Origin of the sequence: Variovorax xiamenensis (assembly GCF_050916385.1) — a bacterium.
In the GTDB taxonomy this organism is placed as follows: domain Bacteria; phylum Pseudomonadota; class Gammaproteobacteria; order Burkholderiales; family Burkholderiaceae_C; genus Variovorax.
Window position 1 is genome coordinate 510,754 of sequence record NZ_CP139038.1, and the last position, 19,514, is coordinate 530,267.

The window sequence follows — 19,514 nt, forward strand, 5'->3', positions numbered from 1 at the left end:
ATTATTCCGTTTAACGGAATATGATGGCCGCATCAGCCAAATCGAATTCCGCAGGAGGAAGGTATGGAGAGCACTTCGGCGGCACCCGCCGTCAGCAGCAGCGGCGTGCCGCGCGTCTTTTCGGTGATCCGCGCGCTCGGCGCGGTGCAGGCCGAGGGCGGCCGCGTGACCCAGATCGCACGCTCGGTGGGCCTCACGCAGGCCACCACGCACCGTTTGCTGCAGTCGCTCATGGCCGAGGGCATGGTCGAGCAGGACGAGCGCAGCAAGCTCTACCGCCTGAGCATCGATTTCTTCGCGCTGGCCGCGAGCGCCGGCAACCCCGGCGACCTGCGCTCCATCTGCCGTCCCGTGCTGCTGCGCCTGTGCGCCAGCCTGGGCGACAGCATCTTCCTGCTCGCGCGCAGCGGCTTCGACGCCGTGTGCCTCGACCGGAGCGAGGGGCCGTTCCCCATCCGCTCCTTCACCGGCGACATCGGCGGGCGCATCGCGCTGGGCGTGGGGCAGGGCGCGCTCGCGATCCTCGCCTTCCTGCCCGAGGCCGAGCGCGAGGAGGTGATCCGCTTCAACCTCTCTCGCGTGCGCGAGTACGGCGTGTACGACGAGGTCTACCTGCGCACCGAAATCGAGCGCGTTCGCCAGGCCGGCTTCGCGGGGCGCAACACCGGCCTGCTCGAAGGCATGGCCGGCGTGGCCGTGCCGATCCTCGACCGCGAAGGGCGCGCGGTGGCGGCACTGAGCGTGGGCACCATCGCCGACCGGCTGAATGCGGACCGCATGCCGACGGTGGTCGAACTGCTGAAACGGGAGGCCGCGACCATCGGGCCGAAGATCAATCCCTTCGACGCGACGCTGAGGCGGCCCGCGCAGAGCCTGGCGGGGTCGCCTGCGGGGCAGAAGATTCCCTTGCCCGAGGCGCCGGGGCCGGGCTGAACAAGGAGCCGACCATGAACAACCCCTCGATCCTCTACCCCGTCTTCGCCCTCGCGGCCCTCACCGGCATGGTGCTGCTGCTCATTCCCTTCACGCGCGTTCGCGCCGTGCTGCGCCGCGAGATCCGGGCGGCCGATTTCAGGCTGGGCGAGTCGGAGGCCGTGCCCGATGCGGTGCGCCTGCCCAACCGCAACTACATGAACCTGCTGGAGCTGCCGGTGCTGTTCTACGTGGTGTGCCTGATCTTCTACGTGGCGGCGCAGCCGACGCCCGCGGCGGTGTGGCTGGCCTGGGCCTACGTCGGGCTGCGGGCGCTGCACAGCGCTGTGCACCTGACCTACAACCATGTGCTGCACCGGCTCGGCCTGTTCGCGGCGAGCAACGTGCTGCTGGTGATGCTGTGGATCCTGGCGGCGACCCGGCTTGTGCGCTAGGCGCACGTCAACGGCCTGGGATCCTTCCTGAAACGCATCAGGTCCTTCCATATTTTCATTAGGCAATCGGGCGGGATTCGCTGATATTGGCCGGATTACGCCCCTCGGCCCTCGTTGCCTTCCTGTTCCCTTCCGTCCATCTGCCTCCCGGAGCGCGTCCATGTCCGAATCCCAAGCCCCCGTTTCCGTCGCCACCGAAGTCGAACAGCTGCTGCAGCGCCTCGGCGTGCCCCGCAGCGCCCACACCGGCGGCGAGCTGACGGTGCGCTCGCCCGTCAGCGGCGAGGTGGTTGCGCAGGTGCCGCAGACCTCGCCGGCCGAGGCCACGGCGGTGATCGGCCGCGCGCACGAGGCCTTCAAGGCCTGGCGCAACGTGCCGGCTCCGCGCCGCGGCGAGCTGGTGCGCCTGCTGGGCGAGGAGCTGCGCGCCGCCAAGGCCGACCTGGGCCGCCTCGTCACGCTGGAGGCCGGCAAGATCCCGTCCGAAGGCGCGGGCGAGGTGCAGGAAATGATCGACATCTGCGACTTCGCTGTCGGTCTCTCGCGCCAGATCTACGGCCTCACGCTGGCCACCGAGCGCGCCGAGCACCGCATGATGGAAACCTGGCACCCGCTGGGCGTGTGCGGCGTGATCTCGGCCTTCAACTTTCCGGTGGCCGTGTGGTCGTGGAACGCGGCGCTGGCGCTGGTGTGCGGCGACCCGGTGGTGTGGAAGCCCTCCGAGAAGACGCCGCTGACCGCGCTGGCCGTGCATGCCATCGCGCAGCGTGCCATCGAGCGTTTCGGCGACGCGCCCGAAGGCCTGCTGGGCCTGCTGCTGGGCCAGCGCGACATCGGCGAGCTGCTGGTGGACGACCACCGCGTGCCGGTTCTCTCGGCCACCGGCTCGACCGCCATGGGCCGCCAGGTGGGGCCGAAGCTGGCCGCGCGCTTTGCCCGCGCGATTCTGGAGCTCGGCGGCAACAACGCCGCCATCGTCACGCCCTCGGCCGACCTCGACCTCGCGCTGCGCGGCATCGCCTTCGCGGCCATGGGCACGGCCGGCCAGCGCTGCACCACGCTGCGCCGCCTGTTCGTGCACGAGAGCGTGTACGACCAGCTGGTGCCCAAGCTGGCCAAGGTCTACGGCAACGTGCAGGTGGGCGATCCACGCGAGGCCGGCACGCTGGTCGGACCGCTGATCGACCGCGCCGCCTTCGACGGCATGCAGAAGGCGCTCGGCGAAAGCCGCGAGGCCGGCGCCAAGGTGCACGGCGGCCAGCGCGTGGAAGGCATCGGCACGAAGGACGCCTACTACGTGCGCCCCGCGCTCGTGGAGCTGAAGTCGCACGAAGGCCCGGTGCTGCGCGAGACCTTCGCGCCCATCCTGTACGTGGTGCGCTACAGCTCGCTCGACGAGGCCATCGAACAGCACAACGCGGTGGGCGCGGGCCTGTCGTCGTCGATCTTCACGCTGAACATGCGCGAAGCCGAGCGCTTCATGTCGAGCTCGGGCTCGGACTGCGGCATCGCCAACGTCAACATCGGCCCGAGCGGCGCCGAGATCGGCGGCGCCTTCGGCGGCGAGAAGGAAACCGGCGGCGGACGCGAAGCCGGCTCCGACAGCTGGAAGGCGTACATGCGCCGCGCGACCAACACCATCAACTACTCGACCGCCCTGCCTCTGGCGCAGGGCGTGACCTTCGACATCGGCGACTGACCGATCGCTTCGCGGACTGTCCGGGCCTGCCGCTTCGCGCGCCAGGCGGGCAGCCGCATGCATTCATCGCAACCAGAACCACAACCAGGAGACAGAAAAAATGAGGATTTCCTTCAAGGCCATCGCTGCCGCAGCCGCGCTGCTGGCACTTTCGCTCGGCGCCACGGCCCAGACCGCCGCCGGCGGCACGCTCGACAAGATCAAGTCCAGCGGCAAGGTGGTGCTCGGCGTGCGCGAAGCCTCGCCGCCCATGGCCTACATGCTGGGCGCGGGCGAGAAGTACGTGGGCTACCACGTCGAGCTGTGCGAGCGCGTGCTGAAGGACATCGCTCCGCAGGCGAAGCTCGAGTACATGGCCGTGACCGCGCAGAACACCATCCCGCTGGTGCAGAACGGCACGCTCGACATCGGCTGCGGCCCCACCACCAACAACACGGCGCGCCAGCAGCAGGTGGCCTTCGCGCTCACCACCTACGTGAGCGAGGTGCGCATGGCCACCAAGGTCGACTCGGGCATCACCAACCTCGACCAGCTCGCGGGCCGCAACGTGTCGGCCTCCACCGGCACCACCGCCGTGCAGCTGCTGCGCAAGCGTGAGCGCGCGCAGAACGTCTCGTACAACACCATGCTCGGCAAGGACCACCTCGAGAGCTTCCTGCTGATGGAGTCGGGCCGCGCCGATGCCTTCGTGCTCGACGACAACCTGCTGGCCGGGATCATCGCGAACTCGAAGAACCCGTCGGCCTACCGCATCGTGGGCGAGCCGCTGGGCTCTGAGCCGATCGCGCTGCTCTTCCGCAAGGACGACCCGGCCTTCAAGGCCGCGGTGGACGACTCGCTGCGCCGCATGATGAAGAGCGGCGATCTCGAGAAGATCTACACCAAGTGGTTCGTGGCGGCCATTCCGCCGAAGAACACCAGCCTGAACCTGCCGATGAGCACCACGCTCAAGCAGCTCATCGCCGAGCCCAACGACAAGCCGCTGGAGGCCTACACCAAGTGACAGCAGATACCGTTGCCTTCTCTCCGGCGCAGCGCGTGCGCGCCATCGGCGTCTCGGAGATCCTGCGCATCACCGACCACGCCAATGCGCTGAAGCGCGCGGGCCGTCCGGTGATCGTGCTGGGCGCGGGCGAGCCCGACTTCGACACGCCGCAGAACGTGCGCGAAGCCGCGGTGCGCGCCATCGGGCGCGGCGACACGCGCTACACCGTGCTCGACGGCAGCCCGGCGATGAAGGCAGCGGTGCAACTGAAGTTCAGGCGCGACAACGCGCTCGACTTTGCGCTCGACGAGATCAGCGTGAGCGCGGGCGCCAAGCAGGTGATCTTCAACGCGCTGATGGCCAGCCTGAACCCCGGCGACGAAGTCATCCTGCCTGCGCCGTACTGGACCTCGTACGCGGACATCGTGCAGATCTGCGGCGGCGTGCCGGTGCCCGTGGCCGGCACCGAGGCCAACGGCTTCCGGCTCGATGCCGCGCAGCTCGAAGCGTCCATCACGCCGCGCACGCGCTGGCTGTTCCTGAACTCGCCCTCGAACCCGAGCGGCGCGGCCTACAGCGCCGACCAGCTGAAGCTGCTGTGCGAGGTGCTGTTGCGCCATCCGCAGGTCTGGGTGCTGGCGGACGACATCTACGAGCACATCCTCTACGACGGGCTGGCCTTCGCGACGCCCGTGGCGGTGGAGCCGCGGCTGCGCGAGCGCACGCTGACGGTGAACGGCGTGTCCAAGGCCTATGCGATGACCGGCTGGCGCGTGGGCTACGGCGCCGGTCCGCGCGCGCTGATCGCGGCCATGGCCGTGGTGCAGAGCCAGACCACTTCGTGTCCTTCGTCGGTCAGCCAGGCCGCAGCCATCGAGGCGCTGACGGGGCCACAGGACATCGTGGCCGAGCGCTGCGCCGACTTCCAGGCGCGGCGCGACTTCGTGGTCGCCGCGCTGAACCGCGCGCCGGGCCTGCACTGCCGCGTGCCCGAAGGCGCGTTCTACACATTCGCGAGCTGTGCCGGCGTGCTCGGCAGGCGTACCCGCGGCGGCGCGCTGCTGCAGACCGACAGCGACTTCTGCCGCTACCTGCTGCAGGACTTCGAGGTCGCGGTGGTGCCGGGCAGCGTGTTCGGGCTGGCGCCGTACTTCCGGATCTCGTATGCGACCTCGATGGCGCAACTGGAAGAGGCCTGCAAACGCATCGCCGCCGCCTGCGAAGCGCTCGAGTGATCGATCTCCTTCATCTCATCGGAAAAACTCCATGACCACACCCCGCACCGGCGGCCAGATTCTGGTCGACCAGCTCATCACCCACGGCGTCGAGCAGCTCTTCTGCGTGCCCGGCGAGAGCTTTCTCGCCGTGCTCGACGCGCTGCACGACGCCTCCATCGAAGTGACCGTGTGCCGCCAGGAAGGCGGCGCGACGATGATGGCCGAGGCGCAGGGCAAGCTCACCGGCAAGCCGGGCGTGTGCTTCGTCACGCGCGGGCCGGGCGCCACCAATGCGTCGGCCGGCGTGCACATCGCGCACCAGGACTCGACGCCGCTGCTGCTGTTCGTCGGCCAGGTCGCGCGCGACGCGCTGGGCCGCGAGGCCTTCCAGGAGCTGGACTACGGCGCGGTGTTCGGCACCATGGCCAAGTGGGTGGTGCAGATCGACGACCCCGCGCGCGTGCCCGAACTGGTGTCGCGCGCCTTCCATGTCGCGACTTCGGGCCGCCCCGGGCCTGTGGTGATCGCGCTGCCGGAGGACATGCTGACCGAGGCCGCGACGGTGGCCGACGCGCAGCCCTACGCCGTCACCGAAACCCATCCCGGCGCGGCGCAGATCGCCGAGCTGCAGCAGCGGCTGTCGCAGGCGCAGCGGCCGGTGGTCATCCTGGGCGGCAGCCGCTGGTCGGAGAAGGCATCGCGGCAGTTCGCGGACTTCGCGGCGGCGTTCTCGCTGCCCGTGTACTGCTCGTTCCGCCGCCAGATGCTGATGTCGGCCGATCACCCGAGCTATGCGGGCGACCTGGGCCTGGGCGCGAATCCGCGCATGCTGGAGCGCATCCGCAATGCCGACCTGGTGCTGCTGGTGGGCGGGCGCCTGTCGGAAGTGCCGTCGCAGGGCTACGAGCTGCTGTCCATTCCGCAGCCGAAGCAGGCGCTGGTGCACGTGCATGCCGATGCCGACGAGCTCGGCAGGCTGTATCGACCGGCGCTGGGCATCCACGCCACGCCGCAGGCTTTCGCCGAGGCCGTGTCCACGCTGCGGCCCGCGCGGGTTGCCGCATGGCAGGCGGAAACGAAGACCGCGCGCGAAGACTTCCTGCGCTGGAGCGACCCGTCGCCCATCCGCATTCCGGGCCCGCTGCAGATGGGCGAGGTCATGAAGCACCTGCGCGAGGTGCTGCCGGCCGACACCATCTTCTGCAACGGCGCGGGCAACTTCGCCACCTGGGTGCATCGCTTCTGGCCGTTTCGTTCGTATGCCAGCCAGCTCGCGCCCACCAGCGGCTCGATGGGCTACGGCCTGCCGGCCGGCGTCGGTGCCAAGCGCCTCTGGCCGCAGCGCGAGGTGGTGGTGTTCGCGGGCGACGGCGACTTCATGATGCACGGTCAGGAGTTCGCGACCGCCGTGCAGTACGGCCTGCCGATCATCGTGGTGCTGCTGGACAACGCCATGTACGGCACGATCCGCATGCACCAGGAAAGGCACTATCCGGGCCGCATCAGCGCCACGCAGCTGAAGAACCCGGATTTCCGCGGCTATGCCGAGGTGTTCGGCGGCCACGGCGAACGCGTGACCAGCACCGAGGAATTCGGCCCCGCGCTGGCCCGCGCCAGGGCCAGCGGCAAGCCGGCGATCCTGCATTGCCTGCTGGACCCGGAAGCAATCACGCCCGCCAGCACGCTGCAGTCGATTCGCAGGGCCGCGCTGGCCGCGGACTGAGCCGGCAGCGTCAGCGCAGGCCGCCTACGTATCGGGGCGGGGGCGTGGGCGGCTGGCCGTCGGGCTGCCGCGCCGCCAGCCGGGCGGCGCGTGCCAGCGGCTCCATCGCCTGCTCCAGCCGCGTGGCGAGCAGGTAGAGCTCCTCGTCCTTGGTGTCGGCCGCGTGCGCGCGGGTCATGCGCACGATCTCGGCGGCGTACTCGGCGTTGGTCGCCATCCATTCGGTGTCGGTCACGCGGCCGTGCTTTCGCCGCAGCGCCACGTGAAGGCGGGCGGCGAGGGCGATGCGTTCGCTTTCGGACATGGATGGCATGGTTCCTCCGTCGGTAGGTCAACTGCTCCCGAGATGTTCCCTGTGCTGTGCAAGATCGAGGCCCAGCAGCTCGCTGTCGGCATCCACGCGCAGGCCGACCATGACGTGCACCAGGAACAGCACCACCGCCGTCCCCGTCGCACTGAAGATGGCCACGCTGCCGACCGCGATCGCCTGCGTCAGCACGTCGCCGGTTGCGCCCGAGATGCGCGGGTCGGCGAACACGCCCGTCAGCAGCGCGCCCACGATGCCGCCGATGCCGTGCACGCCGAACACGTCGAGAGAGTCGTCCGCGCCCAGCAGGTGCTTCAGGCCGGTGGCTCCCCAGTAACAGGCCAGCCCGGCGATGGCGCCGATGGCCAGGGCTGCCGGCGGCGTGACGAAGCCGGCCGCCGGCGTGATGGCCACCAGACCGGCCACCAGGCCCGAGCACAGGCCCAGCAGCGACGGGCTGCGCCGCACGATCCACTCGCCGAGCATCCAGCTCATGGCGCCGGCGGCCGCCGCGATGTGCGTCACCAGCATGGCCAGCCCCGCGCGGCCGTCGGCCGCCACCGCCGAGCCGGCATTGAAGCCGAACCAGCCCACCCAGAGCAGGCCTGCGCCCGTCATGGTGAGCGCCAGGTTGTAGGGCTCGAAGGCTTCGCGGCCATAGCCCTTGCGCGAGCCGAGCGCGTAGGCGCACACCAGCCCCGCGATGCCCGCGTTGACGTGCACCACCGAGCCGCCCGCGAAGTCGAGCGCGCCCATCTGCGCGAGCCAGCCGCCGGGCTCCCACACCCAGTGGGCGATGGGCGCGTACACCAGCACGCTCCACAGCAGCGCGAACCACAGGATCGCCGAGAAGCGCATGCGCTCGACGAAGGCGCCGAGCACGAGGGCCGTGGTGATGATCGCGAAGGTGAGCTGGAACATCGCGTAGACCGGCTCGGGCACGTTGGGCGCCACGTGGCTCACCGCGAGCTGCCCGGCCTCCTTCAGGTACTCGAAGCCCGAGAACCAGAGGCGGGCGGTGCCGCCGAGCCAGGGCCAGCCCTCGGTGAAGGCCAGCGAATAGCCCACCGCGAACCAGGTCAGCGAGACCGCCGAGGCGATCGCCACCACTGCCGCCATGGTGGCCAGCACGTTCTTGCGGCGCACCATGCCGGCGTAGAAGAGGGCGATGCCGGGCAGCGTCATCAGCAGCACCAGCGCGGTCGAGGTCATCATCCATGCGGTGTCTGCCGCGTTGATGGAGGCTTGCGGTGCCAGGGCCATGGTCGCTTTTCTTCTTCAAGTGATGGACTCAGGCGCCCCGTGCACAAGTCGTGCCACGTCGTTAACTATCAGAAACACTTTGGTTTGCAAACCTGGCTTCCTCGGTAAGGCAAAGCGGGTAATTCCCAATGCACTGAGGAGGTGCGTGCCCCTAAAGTCTGCGCACTCGCGAACGGGCCCTGCTCGTGTGCCGAGGGTCCGAGGAGACAATCCCCCCAAGCAACAAGAAAAATCTTCAAAGGCTCCGTACGAGATGCCTGTTCGACTTTGGAAGGCGCCGCTGGTCGGCGCCTTTTTTATTTGCGCCAACGCTTGAGGCGCGGGCCTTTTTAGCTACTTTTTCGATAGCACCGGGGTGAGACAATCCACCCCCTATGGAAATGCTGGTGGTGACGGGCGCCTCTGCGCTCGCGGGTTTTGTCGATTCGATCGTGGGCGGGGGCGGGCTGATCCTGGTGCCCGCGCTGTTCGCCGTTTTTCCGGGCGCACCGCCCGCGACCCTGCTGGGCACCAACAAGAGCGCGTCCATCTGGGGCACGGCAGCCGCCGCCGCCCAGTTCAGCCAGCGGGTGCAGATGCGCTGGGGCGCCCTGTGGCCGGCCGCGCTGCTGGGCTTTGCGGGCTCGATGCTGGGCGCCTGGGGCGTCACCATGTTCCCGGGCGACTTCCTGCGCAAGGCGCTGCCGCTGATCCTGCTGGGCGTGCTGCTGTACACGCTGGCGCGCAAGGACATGGGCCGTATGCACGCGCCGCGCTTCTCCGGGCGCGCCGAGACGCTGGCGGCCTGCACCATCGGGCTGTCGATCGGGCTGTACGACGGCTTCTTCGGGCCGGGCGCGGGGAGCTTCCTGGTGTTCCTCTTCGTGCGCTGGATGGGCTACGACTTCCTCAACGCCTCGGCCTCGGCCAAGATCATCAACACCCTGACCAACGCCGCCGCGCTGATCCTGCTGGCCGCCAAGGGCCACGTCTGGTGGCACTACGGGTTGGTGATGGCGGTGGCCAACGTGGCCGGCAGCCTGCTGGGCACGCGGGTTGCGCTGAAGCACGGCGCCGGCTTCGTGCGCGTGGTGTTCATCGTGGTGGTGAGCGCGCTGATACTGAAGACCGCCTACGACGCATTCCTGAAATAGCGAAACACGAAAGTCGCCCGATGCCTCCCTCCGAAGACCCAGCCGAGCCGCCTGTCTCCGTCAGCTTCTGGCAGGCCTTCGGCTACTGGCTCAAGCTGGGTTTCATCAGCTTCGGCGGGCCGGCCGGGCAGATCGCGCTGATGCACCAGGAGCTGGTGGAGCGCCGGCGCTGGATCTCGGAAAAGCGCTTCCTGCACGCCCTCAACTACTGCATGCTGCTGCCCGGCCCCGAGGCCCAGCAGCTCGCCACCTACATCGGCTGGCTCATGCATCGCACCTGGGGCGGCATCGCGGCGGGCGTGCTGTTCGTGCTGCCCTCGCTCTTCATCCTGATCGCGCTGTCGTGGGTCTACATGGCCTACGGGCAGGTGCCGGCGGTGGCGGGGCTGCTGTACGGCGTGAAGCCGGCGGTGACGGCCATCGTGCTGTTCGCGGCCTGGCGCATCGGCTCGCGGGTGCTGAAGAACGCGTGGCTCTGGGCGATCGCGGCGGCCGCCTTCGTGGCGATATTCGCGCTGCAGCTGCCGTTTCCGCTGATCGTGCTGGTGGCCGGGGCCATCGGCTACCTGGGCAGCCGGGTGGCACCCGAACGCTTCGCGCCGGGCGGCGGGCATGCGGCGTCGGCGGCCTCGGCCGGCCCGGCGCTCATCGACGACGACACGCCGACGCCCGCGCACGCGCGCTTCGGCTGGGGCCGCTTCTGGCGCGTGCTGGGCGTGTTCCTCGCGCTGTGGCTGGGCGCCATGGGTGCGCTTACCGCGCTGTACGGCTGGCACGGCACGCTCACGCAGATGGGCTGGTTCTTCACCAAGGCCGCGCTGATGACCTTCGGCGGCGCCTACGCGGTGCTGCCCTACGTGTTCCAGGGCGCGGTCGACCACTACGGCTGGCTGGGCGCCACGCAGATGATCGACGGCCTCGCGCTGGGCGAGACCACGCCGGGGCCGCTCATCATGGTGGTGTCCTTCGTGGGCTTCGTCGGCGGCTGGAACCAGGCGTTGTTCGGCGCCGGGTCGCTCTTCACCGCCGGCGCGGTGGCGGCAACGGTGGTGAGCTTCTTCACCTTCCTGCCGTCCTTCCTGTTCATCCTGCTGGGCGGGCCCTTCATCGAATCGACGCACGGCAACCTGAAGCTCACCGCGCCGCTCACGGCCATCACCGCGGCGGTGGTGGGCGTGATCGTCAACCTGGCAGTGTTCTTCGCCTGGCACGTGCTGTGGCCCAAGGGAGCCGGAGGGGGCTTCGACGCGGCATCGGCGGCGATCGGGCTGATCGCCGCCGTGGCGCTGTTCCGCTTCAAGGCCGGGGTGATCCCGGTGGTGCTGGGCTCGGCCCTGCTGGGGCTGGCGTGGCAGCTGTTGCTGCTGCCACTGCTCGTGCGCTGAAGAGGATCAGTCCTCGACGAAGGCCTCTTCGCGCTTGGCCTTGATGGCCGGCAGGAGCACGATGCCCAGCAGCAGCACCGCCGCGACCAGCAGCCCCGCCGACAGCGGCCGCGTGACGAACACGCTCCACGCGCCGCGCGACAGCAGCAGCGCCCGGCGCAGGTTCTCTTCCATCATCGGCCCGAGGATGAAGCCCAGCAGCAGCGGCGCAGGCTCGGTGCGCAGCTTGATGAACAGATAGCCGATGAAGCCGAAGGCCGCCACCATCCACACGTCGAAGGTGTTGTTGTTGGTCGAGTACACGCCGATCGCGCAGAAGAGAACGATCGCCGGGAACAGGAACTTGTAGGGCACCGTCAGCAGCTTGATCCACATGCCGATCAGCGGCAGGTTCAGGATGATCAGCATCGCGTTGCCGATCCACATCGAGGCGATCAGGCCCCAGAAGAGCTCGGGGTTGCTGGTCATCACCTGCGGACCGGGCTGGATGTTGTGGATGGTCATCGCGCCCACCATCAGCGCCATCACCGCGTTGGGCGGAATGCCCAGCGTCAGCAGCGGGATGAAGGAGGTCTGCGCGCCGGCGTTGTTGGCCGACTCGGGCGAGGCCACGCCGCGGATGTTGCCCTTGCCGAACGGGACTTCGCCGGGGCGCATGCGGATCTTCTTCTCCAGCGCATAGGAGGCGAACGAGGCCAGCAGCGCGCCGCCGCCCGGCAGGATGCCGAGTGCCGAGCCCAGCGCCGTGCCGCGCAGCACCGCGGGCAGCATGCGCTTGAAGTCGTCCTTGGTGGGCCACAGGCCCTTGACCTTGTGCGTGAACACCTCGCGCTCGTCGTCGGGCTGCGAGAGGTTGCCGATGATCTCGCCGTAGCCGAACACGCCCATGGCGATGACCACGAAGCCGATGCCGTCGGTGAGCTCCGGGATGTCGAAGCTGTAGCGCGCCACGCCCGAGTTGACGTCGGTGCCGACGATGCCCAGCAGCAGGCCCAGCACGATCATCGCCACCGCCTTCAGCAGCGAACCCGAGGCCAGCACCACCGCGCCGATCAGGCCAAGCACCATCAGCGAGAAATACTCGGCCGGGCCGAACTTGAAGGCCAGCTCGGTCAGCGGCGGCGCGAAGGCGGCCAGGATCAGCGTGCCGACGCAGCCGGCGAAGAACGAGCCGAGGCCCGCGGCCGCAAGTGCCGGGCCTGCGCGGCCCTGCCTCGCCATCTGGTAGCCGTCGATGCAGGTGACCACGGACGATGACTCGCCCGGCAGGTTCACCAGGATGGCCGTGGTGGAGCCGCCGTACTGCGCGCCGTAGTAGATGCCGGCCAGCATGATCAGCGCCGACACGGGCGGCAGCGCATACGTGGCCGGCAGCAGCATCGCGATGGTCGCGACCGGGCCGATGCCCGGCAGCACGCCGATCAGCGTGCCCAGGATGCAGCCGATCAGGCAGTAGAGCAGGTTGGTGAAGGTGAACGCGACGCCGAAGCCGGTCGCGAGGTTGCTGAAGAGTTCCATGGCGGTGTTCTCCTCAACCAGCGATGAAGGTGGGCCACACCTGGATCTGCAGCTTCAGCGCCCAGATGAACGCCACGTAGCTGCCGGCCGCCAGGATGGTCGCGAGGATCAGCACGTCGCGCAGCTTGAAGTGCTCGCCCGCCATGCTCGAGATGATCGTGAGCGCGTAGATCGCGATGATCATCCCCATGGCCGGCAGCCCGATGCTGGGCAGCCCGCCCAGCAGCACGCCGAAGGCCAGGTTCGCGCCGAGCACGAAGGCCAGCGGCTTCCAGGCCCACTTGCCGATCGGGTCGCCGTCGGTGGTCTCGACCACCAGCGCCTGGAACATGATGATCGCGCCCAGCACCGCCAGCAGGATGCCCAGCATGAGCGGGAAGTAGCCCGGCCCCATGCGGGCGCCGTCGCCGATGGTGTAGGTGGTGGCGCCGATGGCGAAGGCGCCCCCCACGGTGGTGAACATGACTCCTGAAAAGAAGTCCGCCTGACTCTTTATCCGCATGTCTCGCTCCTCTTGTTATGGAGGAATGAGGGTCGGTCCGCGGGCCTGACCGTTGGCTGACCAGTGCGGTACGAACAAATGCGTACCGCATGGCAAGGGTTCTTCCCGGTTCGGGCGTTTTCCCCAATGAAAAAAGCTCCCGAAGGAGCTTTTCATCCAGAGGCCCGAAGGCCCTGAAGGGAGGAGAGCGGGAGGGCTCAGTAGCCGCCGCGGCCACCGCCGCCGTAGCCACCACCGCCGCCACCGTAACCGCCGCCACCGCTGCGGTCGCCGCCGTAGCCGCCACCACCGCTGCGGCCGCCGCCACCGTAGCCGCCGCCACCACCGCCGTAGCCGCCGCCACCGCTGCGGGGGGGACGGGCTTCCATCGGACGGGCTTCGTTCACCGTCAGGGCGCGGCCCTGCAGGGGCTGGCCGTTCATGGCTTCGATGGCTGCGAGTGCTTCGGCATCCGTGCCCATTTCGACGAAGCCGAAGCCCTTCGAACGGCCGGTGTCACGTTCCATCATGACCTTGGCGCTGACGATGGCACCGAACTCGCCGAAGGCTTGTTCGAGGTCGTTGTCACGCACGGAGTAGGCGAGGTTGCCTACGTAGAGTTTCTTGCCCATTGAGGGACTCCTGATTCAAACCAAACAAAAACAAAAAGCGATGGAGTCCCAGAATCACAACAAACAAAATGCGCTGTGGCGCGAAACTGACCGATCACCGAATTACGTGCACGGGAGCCGCAAGGCCCGCTGACACGTAGCGGGCATTATCCAGCCCGATTTGCAAAAAAACAGGGTGAATTTGTGTGTTATGGGGAAACTCCCCGGACAGACGGGCGGTTTCGCAACGGTTTGAGCAGGTCCGAAAGCCCGTTGTGGTCTATTTCATGCATCAGCGCGAGCAGCCTGCCGATCTCTCCCGAGGGAAAACCCTCGCGTGCGAACCAGTTCAGGTAATTTCCGGGCAAATCGGCAATCAGCGTGCCCTTGTGCTTGCCGAAGGGCATTTCGAGTGTCACCAGCCGTTGCAGGTCTTCGGGGTTCATCGCGTGCTCAGCCTCCCGTGCGTTTGACCGTGTGGCCCAGCTTCGCGAGCGCGGCGATCACCGTCTCGCGGTGGTCGCCCTGGATTTCGATCGTGCCGTCCTTCACCGTGCCGCCCGTGCCGCAGGCCGCCTTGAGCTGCTTGCCCAGCGCCAGCAGCGCCGCCGCGTCGAGCGCCACGCCCTTGACGACGGTCACGCCCTTGCCCTTGCGCCCCTTGGTCTCGTGCGACACGCGCACAATGCCGTCGGTGGCCGGCGTGCTGCGCGCCTTCTCGAGTTCCTTGCAGCGGCAACGGGCCACGGGCTCGCCGCATCCGGGGCACATGCGTCCGCCCCCGTCGGTGGAATACACCAGGGTGCTGCCGCCGGACTGGCTGGCGCGCTGCTGTTTCATCGTCGACATCCGATACGCCTCTTCGTACTTTCTTTCGCTGGTTTCCGCTCTCTGCCCGCTGCGCTCATCAAAAAACACATGCCATTCGATTCACTGGGCCTGGCCCCCGCGCTCGTGCAGGCTGCCGCCCGAAGCGGCTTCGCAACGCCGACGCCCATCCAGGCCGCGGCCATTCCCGCGATTCTGCAAGGCCGCGACGTGCGGGGCTCGGCGCAGACCGGTTCCGGCAAGACGGCCGCATTTTCCCTTCCCCTGCTGCAGCGCCTGGCCTCGCAGCCCGCGCAGGGCCCGCGCCGCGTGCGCGCGCTGGTGCTGGTGCCCACGCGCGAACTCGCGGGCCAGGTCGGCGACACCATGCACGACCTGGCGCAGCACCTGCCGCAGCGCCTGAAGATCGTCACGGCCTTCGGCGGCGTGTCGATCAACCCGCAGATGATGAGCCTGCGCGGCGGCGCCGACATCGTCGTCGCCACGCCGGGCCGACTGCTCGACCTGGTGGAGCACAACGCGCTGAGGCTCGACGCCGTCGCCATGCTCGTGCTCGACGAGGCAGACCGCCTGTTCGACCTGGGCTTCGCCGAAGAACTCGGCCGCATCCTCGAACTGCTGCCGAAGCGGCGCCAGAACCTGTTCTTCTCCGCCACCTTCCCGCCGGCCATCCAGGCACTGGCCGACCGCATGCTGCACGACCCCGCCATCGTCGACGTGCAGGGCGAGCCGGGCACCGCGCCCGACATCGTGCAGCGCGTGATCGAGGTCGACGCCAGCCGCCGCACGCAACTGCTGCGCCACCTGCTCGTGCAGCACGAGAACGAATGGGGCCGCGTGCTGGTCTTCGTCGCCACGCAGCACGCGGCGCAGACCGTGGCCGAGAAGCTCTACCGCAACGGCATCTACGCCGTGCCCTTCCACGGCGACATCGCGCAGGGCACGCGCAGCAACATCCTCTCGCAGTTCAAGCAGAGCCGGTGGGACGTGGTGATCGCCACCGACCTCGCCGCGCGCGGCATCGACATCGCGCAGCTGCCCGTGGTCATCAACTACGACCTGCCGCGCTCGCCGACCGACTACATCCACCGCATCGGCCGCACCGGACGCGCGGGCGAAAGCGGACTGGCGATCAGCTTCGTGAGCGCGGCGACCGAGGCGCACTTCCGGCTGATCGAGAAGCGCAACGGCCTGAAGCTGCCGCGCGAGCGCGTCGAGGGCTTCGAGCCGACGGAAACCGCGCCGCCGGTGGTCGATGCCTCGGGCACGGGCGGCATCAAGGGGAAGCGGCCGAGCAAGAAGGACAAGCTGCGCGCGGCGGCTGCGCTTGCTGCCGCGAAGGGGGACGCTGCCGGGAAGAACGACTGAGCAGCGGCGACGACCGACCGACGCTGATCAGCCCGCCGCGTAGTCCACCTGGTGCCGCGCGATCCGCAGGTCGCCCAGCTCTTCCCGCACCCGCAGATGCGCCGGATGCGTGGCATAGCCGTCCAGCGAGGCCTGGCTGTCGAACTCGCTGTAGAGCACCACGTCGCAGGCGTAGTCCACGCGGCTCGAGTCGATGCCCACTTCCATGTGCAGCAGGCCCGGGATCTGTCCGCGCAGCGATTCGAACTTGTGCTTGAGCAGCTGCGTGGCCTGCTGTTTCTGCGCCGGCGAATCGGCGCGCAGGTTCCACATCACGATGTGCTTGAACATGGATCGGCTTGTCTGGAAATGAAGAAGGAGCGAAAGCAGTGCGGCCGATCGTAGGCACGCCGCGCGCGAAACACCAGACGCCGCGCGGGGCGCCGGTGAAGAACAGTTTTCCGCTTTCGCGTCGTCAGGCGGGCTTGGACAGGAAGCTCGCCAGCAGGTCCACCGGCAGCGGGAACACGATGGTCGTGTTCTTGTCGGCGCCAATCACCGTGAGCGTTTCGAGGTAGCGCAGCTGGATGGCCTGCGGTTCCTGCGCCAGCACGCGCGCGGCCCTGGCGAGCTTCTCGGATGCCTGCAGCTCGCCTTCGGCGTGGATCACCTTGGCGCGCCGCTCGCGTTCGGCCTCGGCCTGGCGCGCGATGGCTCGCACCATCGATTCGGTCAGGTCGATCTGCTTGATCTCCACGTTCGACACCTTGATGCCCCATGACGCCGTCTGCGCGTCGAGCGACTCGCGCACGTCGAGGTTGAGCTGTTCGCGCTCGGCCAGCATGTCGTCGAGCTGGTGCTTGCCCAGCACCGAGCGCAGCGTGGTCTGGGCCAGCTGGCTGGTGGCGTTGAAGAAGTCCCTGACCTGGATGATGGCTTTCTCGGCGTCGACGATGCGGAAATAGACCACCGCGCTGACCTTCACCGACACGTTGTCGCGCGAGATCACGTCCTGCGTGGGCACTTCGAGCACCACGGTGCGCAGGTCCACGCGCACCACCTGCTGGATGGCCGGTATCACGAGCACCAGGCCGGGCCCCGAGACCTTCGAGAACCGTCCGAGGGTGAAGACGATGCCGCGTTCGTACTCCCGGAAGATCCAGATCGCGGAAAAGAGCAGCACCGCCAGCAGGACCACGATGACGGCGCCGGTGACTGCGGTGAGAGAGAGCATGACGGTCTCCTGCAACCCAGCGAAAGCGCTGGATGGTTGGACACCCGGCGCGCGGCGGCGTTCCGCGCGGCGCCTACCAGCCCATCTGCCTGGCCGCCAGCTCCTTCATGATCTCCTCGGCCCCGCCGCCGATCATCATCACCTTGACTTCGCGGTAGACGCGTTCGCTCACCGTGCCGCGCATGAAGCCCATGCCGCCGAGGATCTGCACTGCCTGGTCGGCGCAGAACTGCATGGTCTGCGTCGCGTGGTTCTTCAGCATGCAGATCTGCGCGACCCACTCGGGCGCGTTGTGGTGCCCGGCCGCTTCCAGCGCATCGCCTTGCGCAGACACGGCCTCTATCCACGCCTCGGTGGAGGCGATGCGCATCTGCATGTCGACCAGCTTGTGGCGCACCGCCTGGTGCCCGATGAGCGGAGCGCCGAAGGCCTTGCGCTCGCGCGCCCAGGCCAGCGCCTCGTCGAGGCAGGCCTGCGAGAAGCCCAGTGCGCCCGCGGCGAGGCCGATGCGCTCGCCGTTGAAGTTGCCCATGATCATGCGGAAGCCTTCGCCTTCGTTCCCGAGCAGGTAGCGCGCGGGCACGCGCACGTTGTCGAAGTGCAGCGTGGCAGTGTCGGAGCACAGCCAGCCCATCTTCGAGAGGCGCGTGCGCGTGAGGCCCGGCGCGTCGCCCGGCACCAGCAGCATCGAGATGCCGCCCGCGCCACGGCCCTCGCCGGTGCGCACGGCCACCGTGATCCAGTCGGCGCGCATGCCGGAGGTGATGAAAGTCTTCTCGCCGTTGACGACGTAGTGGTCGCCATCGCGCCGCGCCGTCGTGCGCAGCGCCGCCACATCGGAGCCGCCGCCGGGCTCGGTGATGGCGAGCGCCGCGATCTTCTCGCCGCGCAGCACCGGCGGCACGACCTCGCCGCGCACCGCGTCGCTCGCATGCAGCACCACCGGCGGCAGGCCGATGTTGTGCGAGAACAGGCTCGCGAGCACGCCGCCGCTCTTGCCATGGCGCGCGAGTGCGATCCACGCGGGCAGCTTGAGCGAGTACGAGGCGGGCGTGCCGCCGAGTTCTTCCGGATAGCCCAGGCCCAGCAGGCCGAGTTCGGCGGCGCGCGCATAGAGCGTGCGCGGAAACTCGCCCGCGTCGTCCCACGCTTGCACGTTCGGCGCGATCTCGCTTTCGGCGAAGCGCCGTACCGTGTCGGCGAGCGCGGCGCGGTCGGCTTGCAGTTCGGCGTCCATGCCGTGTTCAGCCGCGCGGCGGCCGCTTGGCGATGCCCATGGTCTTCGCGAGGATGCCCAGCATCACCTCGTCGGCTCCCCCGCCGATGGAGCCCAGCCTGCCGTCGCGATACAGCCGCGAGACGCGGTTCTCGAGCGTGAAGCCCATGCCGCCCCAGAACTGCAGGCAGGTGTCTGCCACCTGCCGCGTGAGCCGGCCGGTCTTGAGCTTGGCCATCGACGCGAGTTCGAGCACGTCTTCGCCCTTCACGTGCAGGTCGCAGGCGCGGTAGGTGAGCGCGCGCAGCGCCTCCACCTCGGTCTTGAGCTCGGCCAGCTTGAACTGCACCCACTGCTGGTCGGCCAGCGTGGAGCCGAACATCTGGCGTTGCTGCGCCCATTCGATGGTCTGCGCGATGCAGTCTTCCATCGGCTCCAGCGAACTCGCGGCCGCCCAGAGCCGTTCTTCCTGGAACTGCTGCATCTGGTAGACGAAGCCCTGGCCTTCCTCACCGATGCGGTAGCGCTGCGGCACGCGCACGTTGTCGAAGTAGATGAGGCCGGTGTCGCTCGAATTCATGCCGATCTTGCGCAGCTTCTTCGCCTTCTCGATGCCGGGGCTGTCCATCGGCACCATCACGAGCGACTTGTTGCGGTGCACGGGCCCGTCGCCGGTGTTGACCAGCATGCACATCCAGTCGGCCTGCAGGCTGTTGGTGATCCACATCTTCTGGCCGCTGATGAGATAGTCACCGCCGTCCTTGCGTGCGTGGCTCTTCAGGCCCGCCACGTCGCTGCCCGCGCCGGGCTCGCTCACGCCGATGCAGCCGACCATGTCGCCAGCGATGGCGGGGGCGAGGAACTCGCGGCGCAGCTCGTCGCTGCCGAAGCGCGCGAGCGCGGGGGTGCACATGTCGGTCTGCACGCCGATGGCCATCGGCACGCCGCCGCACGAGATATGGCCCAGCGCCTCGGCCATGGCCATCGCGTACGAGTAGTCCAGGCCCGCGCCGCCGAAGGCCTCGGGCTTGTTCAGGCCCAGCAGGCCGAGGTTGCCGAGCTTCTTGAAGACTTCGTGCGCGGGAAAGATCTCGGCTTCTTCCCACTCGTCCACGTGCGGGTTGATCTCGTCGTCGATGAAGCGGCGCAGGGTCTTCTGGATCTCGAGGTGTTCGTGGCTGTACTGCATGAAATGGTCTC

At 68.5% G+C, this 19,514-nt stretch carries 20 protein-coding genes; 9 read left to right on the forward strand and 11 right to left on the reverse strand.

Features of this window, described 5'->3' with window-relative positions; translation table 11 throughout:
• The first annotated feature begins 63 nt into the window (after positions 1-63).
• From SFB74_RS02210 to SFB74_RS02235, 6 genes are all read left to right on the forward strand, one after another.
• A complete protein-coding gene (locus SFB74_RS02210; protein WP_432729035.1) occupies positions 64-933 on the forward strand; it encodes an IclR family transcriptional regulator in 870 nt (289 codons plus the stop codon).
• 14 nt (positions 934-947) lie between these two features.
• Positions 948-1,367 (forward strand): MAPEG family protein, encoded by a 420-nt coding sequence (locus SFB74_RS02215; protein WP_432729037.1) that lies wholly within the window; start codon positions 948-950, stop codon positions 1,365-1,367.
• 160 nt (positions 1,368-1,527) lie between these two features.
• A complete protein-coding gene (gene amaB / locus SFB74_RS02220) occupies positions 1,528-3,066 on the forward strand; it encodes an L-piperidine-6-carboxylate dehydrogenase (protein ID WP_432729038.1) in 1,539 nt (512 codons plus the stop codon).
• Positions 3,067-3,166: 100 nt separating this feature from the next.
• Complete coding sequence (locus SFB74_RS02225; protein ID WP_432729039.1) at positions 3,167-4,069, forward strand: amino acid ABC transporter substrate-binding protein; 903 nt, start codon at positions 3,167-3,169, stop codon at positions 4,067-4,069.
• Positions 4,066-5,286 carry a pyridoxal phosphate-dependent aminotransferase gene (locus tag SFB74_RS02230; RefSeq protein ID WP_432729041.1) on the forward strand — a complete coding sequence of 407 codons (1,221 nt, stop codon included), beginning with the start codon at positions 4,066-4,068 and terminating at the stop codon, positions 5,284-5,286. The genes SFB74_RS02225 and SFB74_RS02230 overlap by 4 nt, the downstream gene beginning before the upstream one ends.
• 31 nt (positions 5,287-5,317) lie before the next feature.
• Positions 5,318-6,991: a thiamine pyrophosphate-binding protein gene (locus SFB74_RS02235; RefSeq protein ID WP_432729043.1), complete on the forward strand. Its 1,674-nt coding sequence runs from the start codon at positions 5,318-5,320 to the stop codon at positions 6,989-6,991.
• Between the two features lie 10 nt (positions 6,992-7,001).
• Here the strand turns inward: SFB74_RS02235 and SFB74_RS02240 are convergent, their stop codons facing one another.
• Complete coding sequence (locus SFB74_RS02240; RefSeq protein ID WP_093206947.1) at positions 7,002-7,304, reverse strand: hypothetical protein; 303 nt, start codon at positions 7,302-7,304, stop codon at positions 7,002-7,004.
• Between the two features lie 18 nt (positions 7,305-7,322).
• On the reverse strand, positions 7,323-8,561 hold the full coding sequence (locus tag SFB74_RS02245) for an ammonium transporter (RefSeq protein WP_432729045.1): 1,239 nt from the start codon (positions 8,559-8,561) through the stop codon (positions 7,323-7,325).
• 374 nt (positions 8,562-8,935) lie between these two features.
• Between SFB74_RS02245 and SFB74_RS02250 the strand changes: the two genes are divergently transcribed.
• Both SFB74_RS02250 and chrA read left to right on the forward strand, forming a co-directional pair.
• Entirely contained in the window at positions 8,936-9,694 is a 759-nt protein-coding gene (locus SFB74_RS02250; RefSeq protein WP_432729046.1) for a sulfite exporter TauE/SafE family protein, read from the forward strand.
• 20 nt (positions 9,695-9,714) lie between these two features.
• Entirely contained in the window at positions 9,715-11,079 is a 1,365-nt protein-coding gene (gene chrA / locus SFB74_RS02255; protein WP_432729047.1) for a chromate efflux transporter, read from the forward strand.
• Between the two features lie 6 nt (positions 11,080-11,085).
• Here chrA and SFB74_RS02260 read toward each other — a convergent pair whose 3' ends face one another.
• From SFB74_RS02260 to SFB74_RS02280, 5 genes are all read right to left on the reverse strand, one after another.
• Positions 11,086-12,597 carry a tripartite tricarboxylate transporter permease gene (locus tag SFB74_RS02260; protein WP_432729048.1) on the reverse strand — a complete coding sequence of 504 codons (1,512 nt, stop codon included), beginning with the start codon at positions 12,595-12,597 and terminating at the stop codon, positions 11,086-11,088.
• Between the two features lie 13 nt (positions 12,598-12,610).
• A complete protein-coding gene (locus SFB74_RS02265) occupies positions 12,611-13,099 on the reverse strand; it encodes a tripartite tricarboxylate transporter TctB family protein (RefSeq protein ID WP_432729049.1) in 489 nt (162 codons plus the stop codon).
• 197 nt (positions 13,100-13,296) lie between these two features.
• The gene (locus SFB74_RS02270; protein WP_432729050.1) at positions 13,297-13,710 is read right to left on the reverse strand and encodes an RNA recognition motif domain-containing protein; all 414 of its coding nucleotides are present in this window, start codon (positions 13,708-13,710) and stop codon (positions 13,297-13,299) included.
• A gap of 188 nt (positions 13,711-13,898) precedes the next feature.
• Positions 13,899-14,135, reverse strand: a complete 237-nt coding sequence (locus tag SFB74_RS02275) for a DUF3820 family protein (protein WP_125948806.1) — start codon at positions 14,133-14,135, stop codon at positions 13,899-13,901.
• Positions 14,136-14,142: 7 nt separating this feature from the next.
• A complete protein-coding gene (locus SFB74_RS02280) occupies positions 14,143-14,538 on the reverse strand; it encodes a translation initiation factor Sui1 (RefSeq protein ID WP_432729051.1) in 396 nt (131 codons plus the stop codon).
• A gap of 69 nt (positions 14,539-14,607) precedes the next feature.
• On the opposite strand from SFB74_RS02280, the gene SFB74_RS02285 reads away from it, so the two are divergent.
• On the forward strand, positions 14,608-15,885 hold the full coding sequence (locus SFB74_RS02285) for a DEAD/DEAH box helicase (protein WP_432729052.1): 1,278 nt from the start codon (positions 14,608-14,610) through the stop codon (positions 15,883-15,885).
• 27 nt (positions 15,886-15,912) lie between these two features.
• Here the strand turns inward: SFB74_RS02285 and SFB74_RS02290 are convergent, their stop codons facing one another.
• The 4 genes from SFB74_RS02290 to SFB74_RS02305 all read right to left on the reverse strand — a co-directional run bounded on the left by SFB74_RS02290 (position 15,913) and on the right by SFB74_RS02305 (position 19,503).
• On the reverse strand, positions 15,913-16,215 hold the full coding sequence (locus tag SFB74_RS02290) for a Dabb family protein (RefSeq protein ID WP_432729053.1): 303 nt from the start codon (positions 16,213-16,215) through the stop codon (positions 15,913-15,915).
• 124 nt (positions 16,216-16,339) lie between these two features.
• Positions 16,340-17,098: a slipin family protein gene (locus tag SFB74_RS02295; RefSeq protein WP_432729054.1), complete on the reverse strand. Its 759-nt coding sequence runs from the start codon at positions 17,096-17,098 to the stop codon at positions 16,340-16,342.
• Positions 17,099-17,171: 73 nt separating this feature from the next.
• Positions 17,172-18,335 carry an acyl-CoA dehydrogenase family protein gene (locus SFB74_RS02300; RefSeq protein WP_432729055.1) on the reverse strand — a complete coding sequence of 388 codons (1,164 nt, stop codon included), beginning with the start codon at positions 18,333-18,335 and terminating at the stop codon, positions 17,172-17,174.
• Positions 18,336-18,342: 7 nt separating this feature from the next.
• The gene (locus SFB74_RS02305; protein ID WP_184640254.1) at positions 18,343-19,503 is read right to left on the reverse strand and encodes an acyl-CoA dehydrogenase family protein; all 1,161 of its coding nucleotides are present in this window, start codon (positions 19,501-19,503) and stop codon (positions 18,343-18,345) included.
• Positions 19,504-19,514 lie beyond the last annotated feature (11 nt).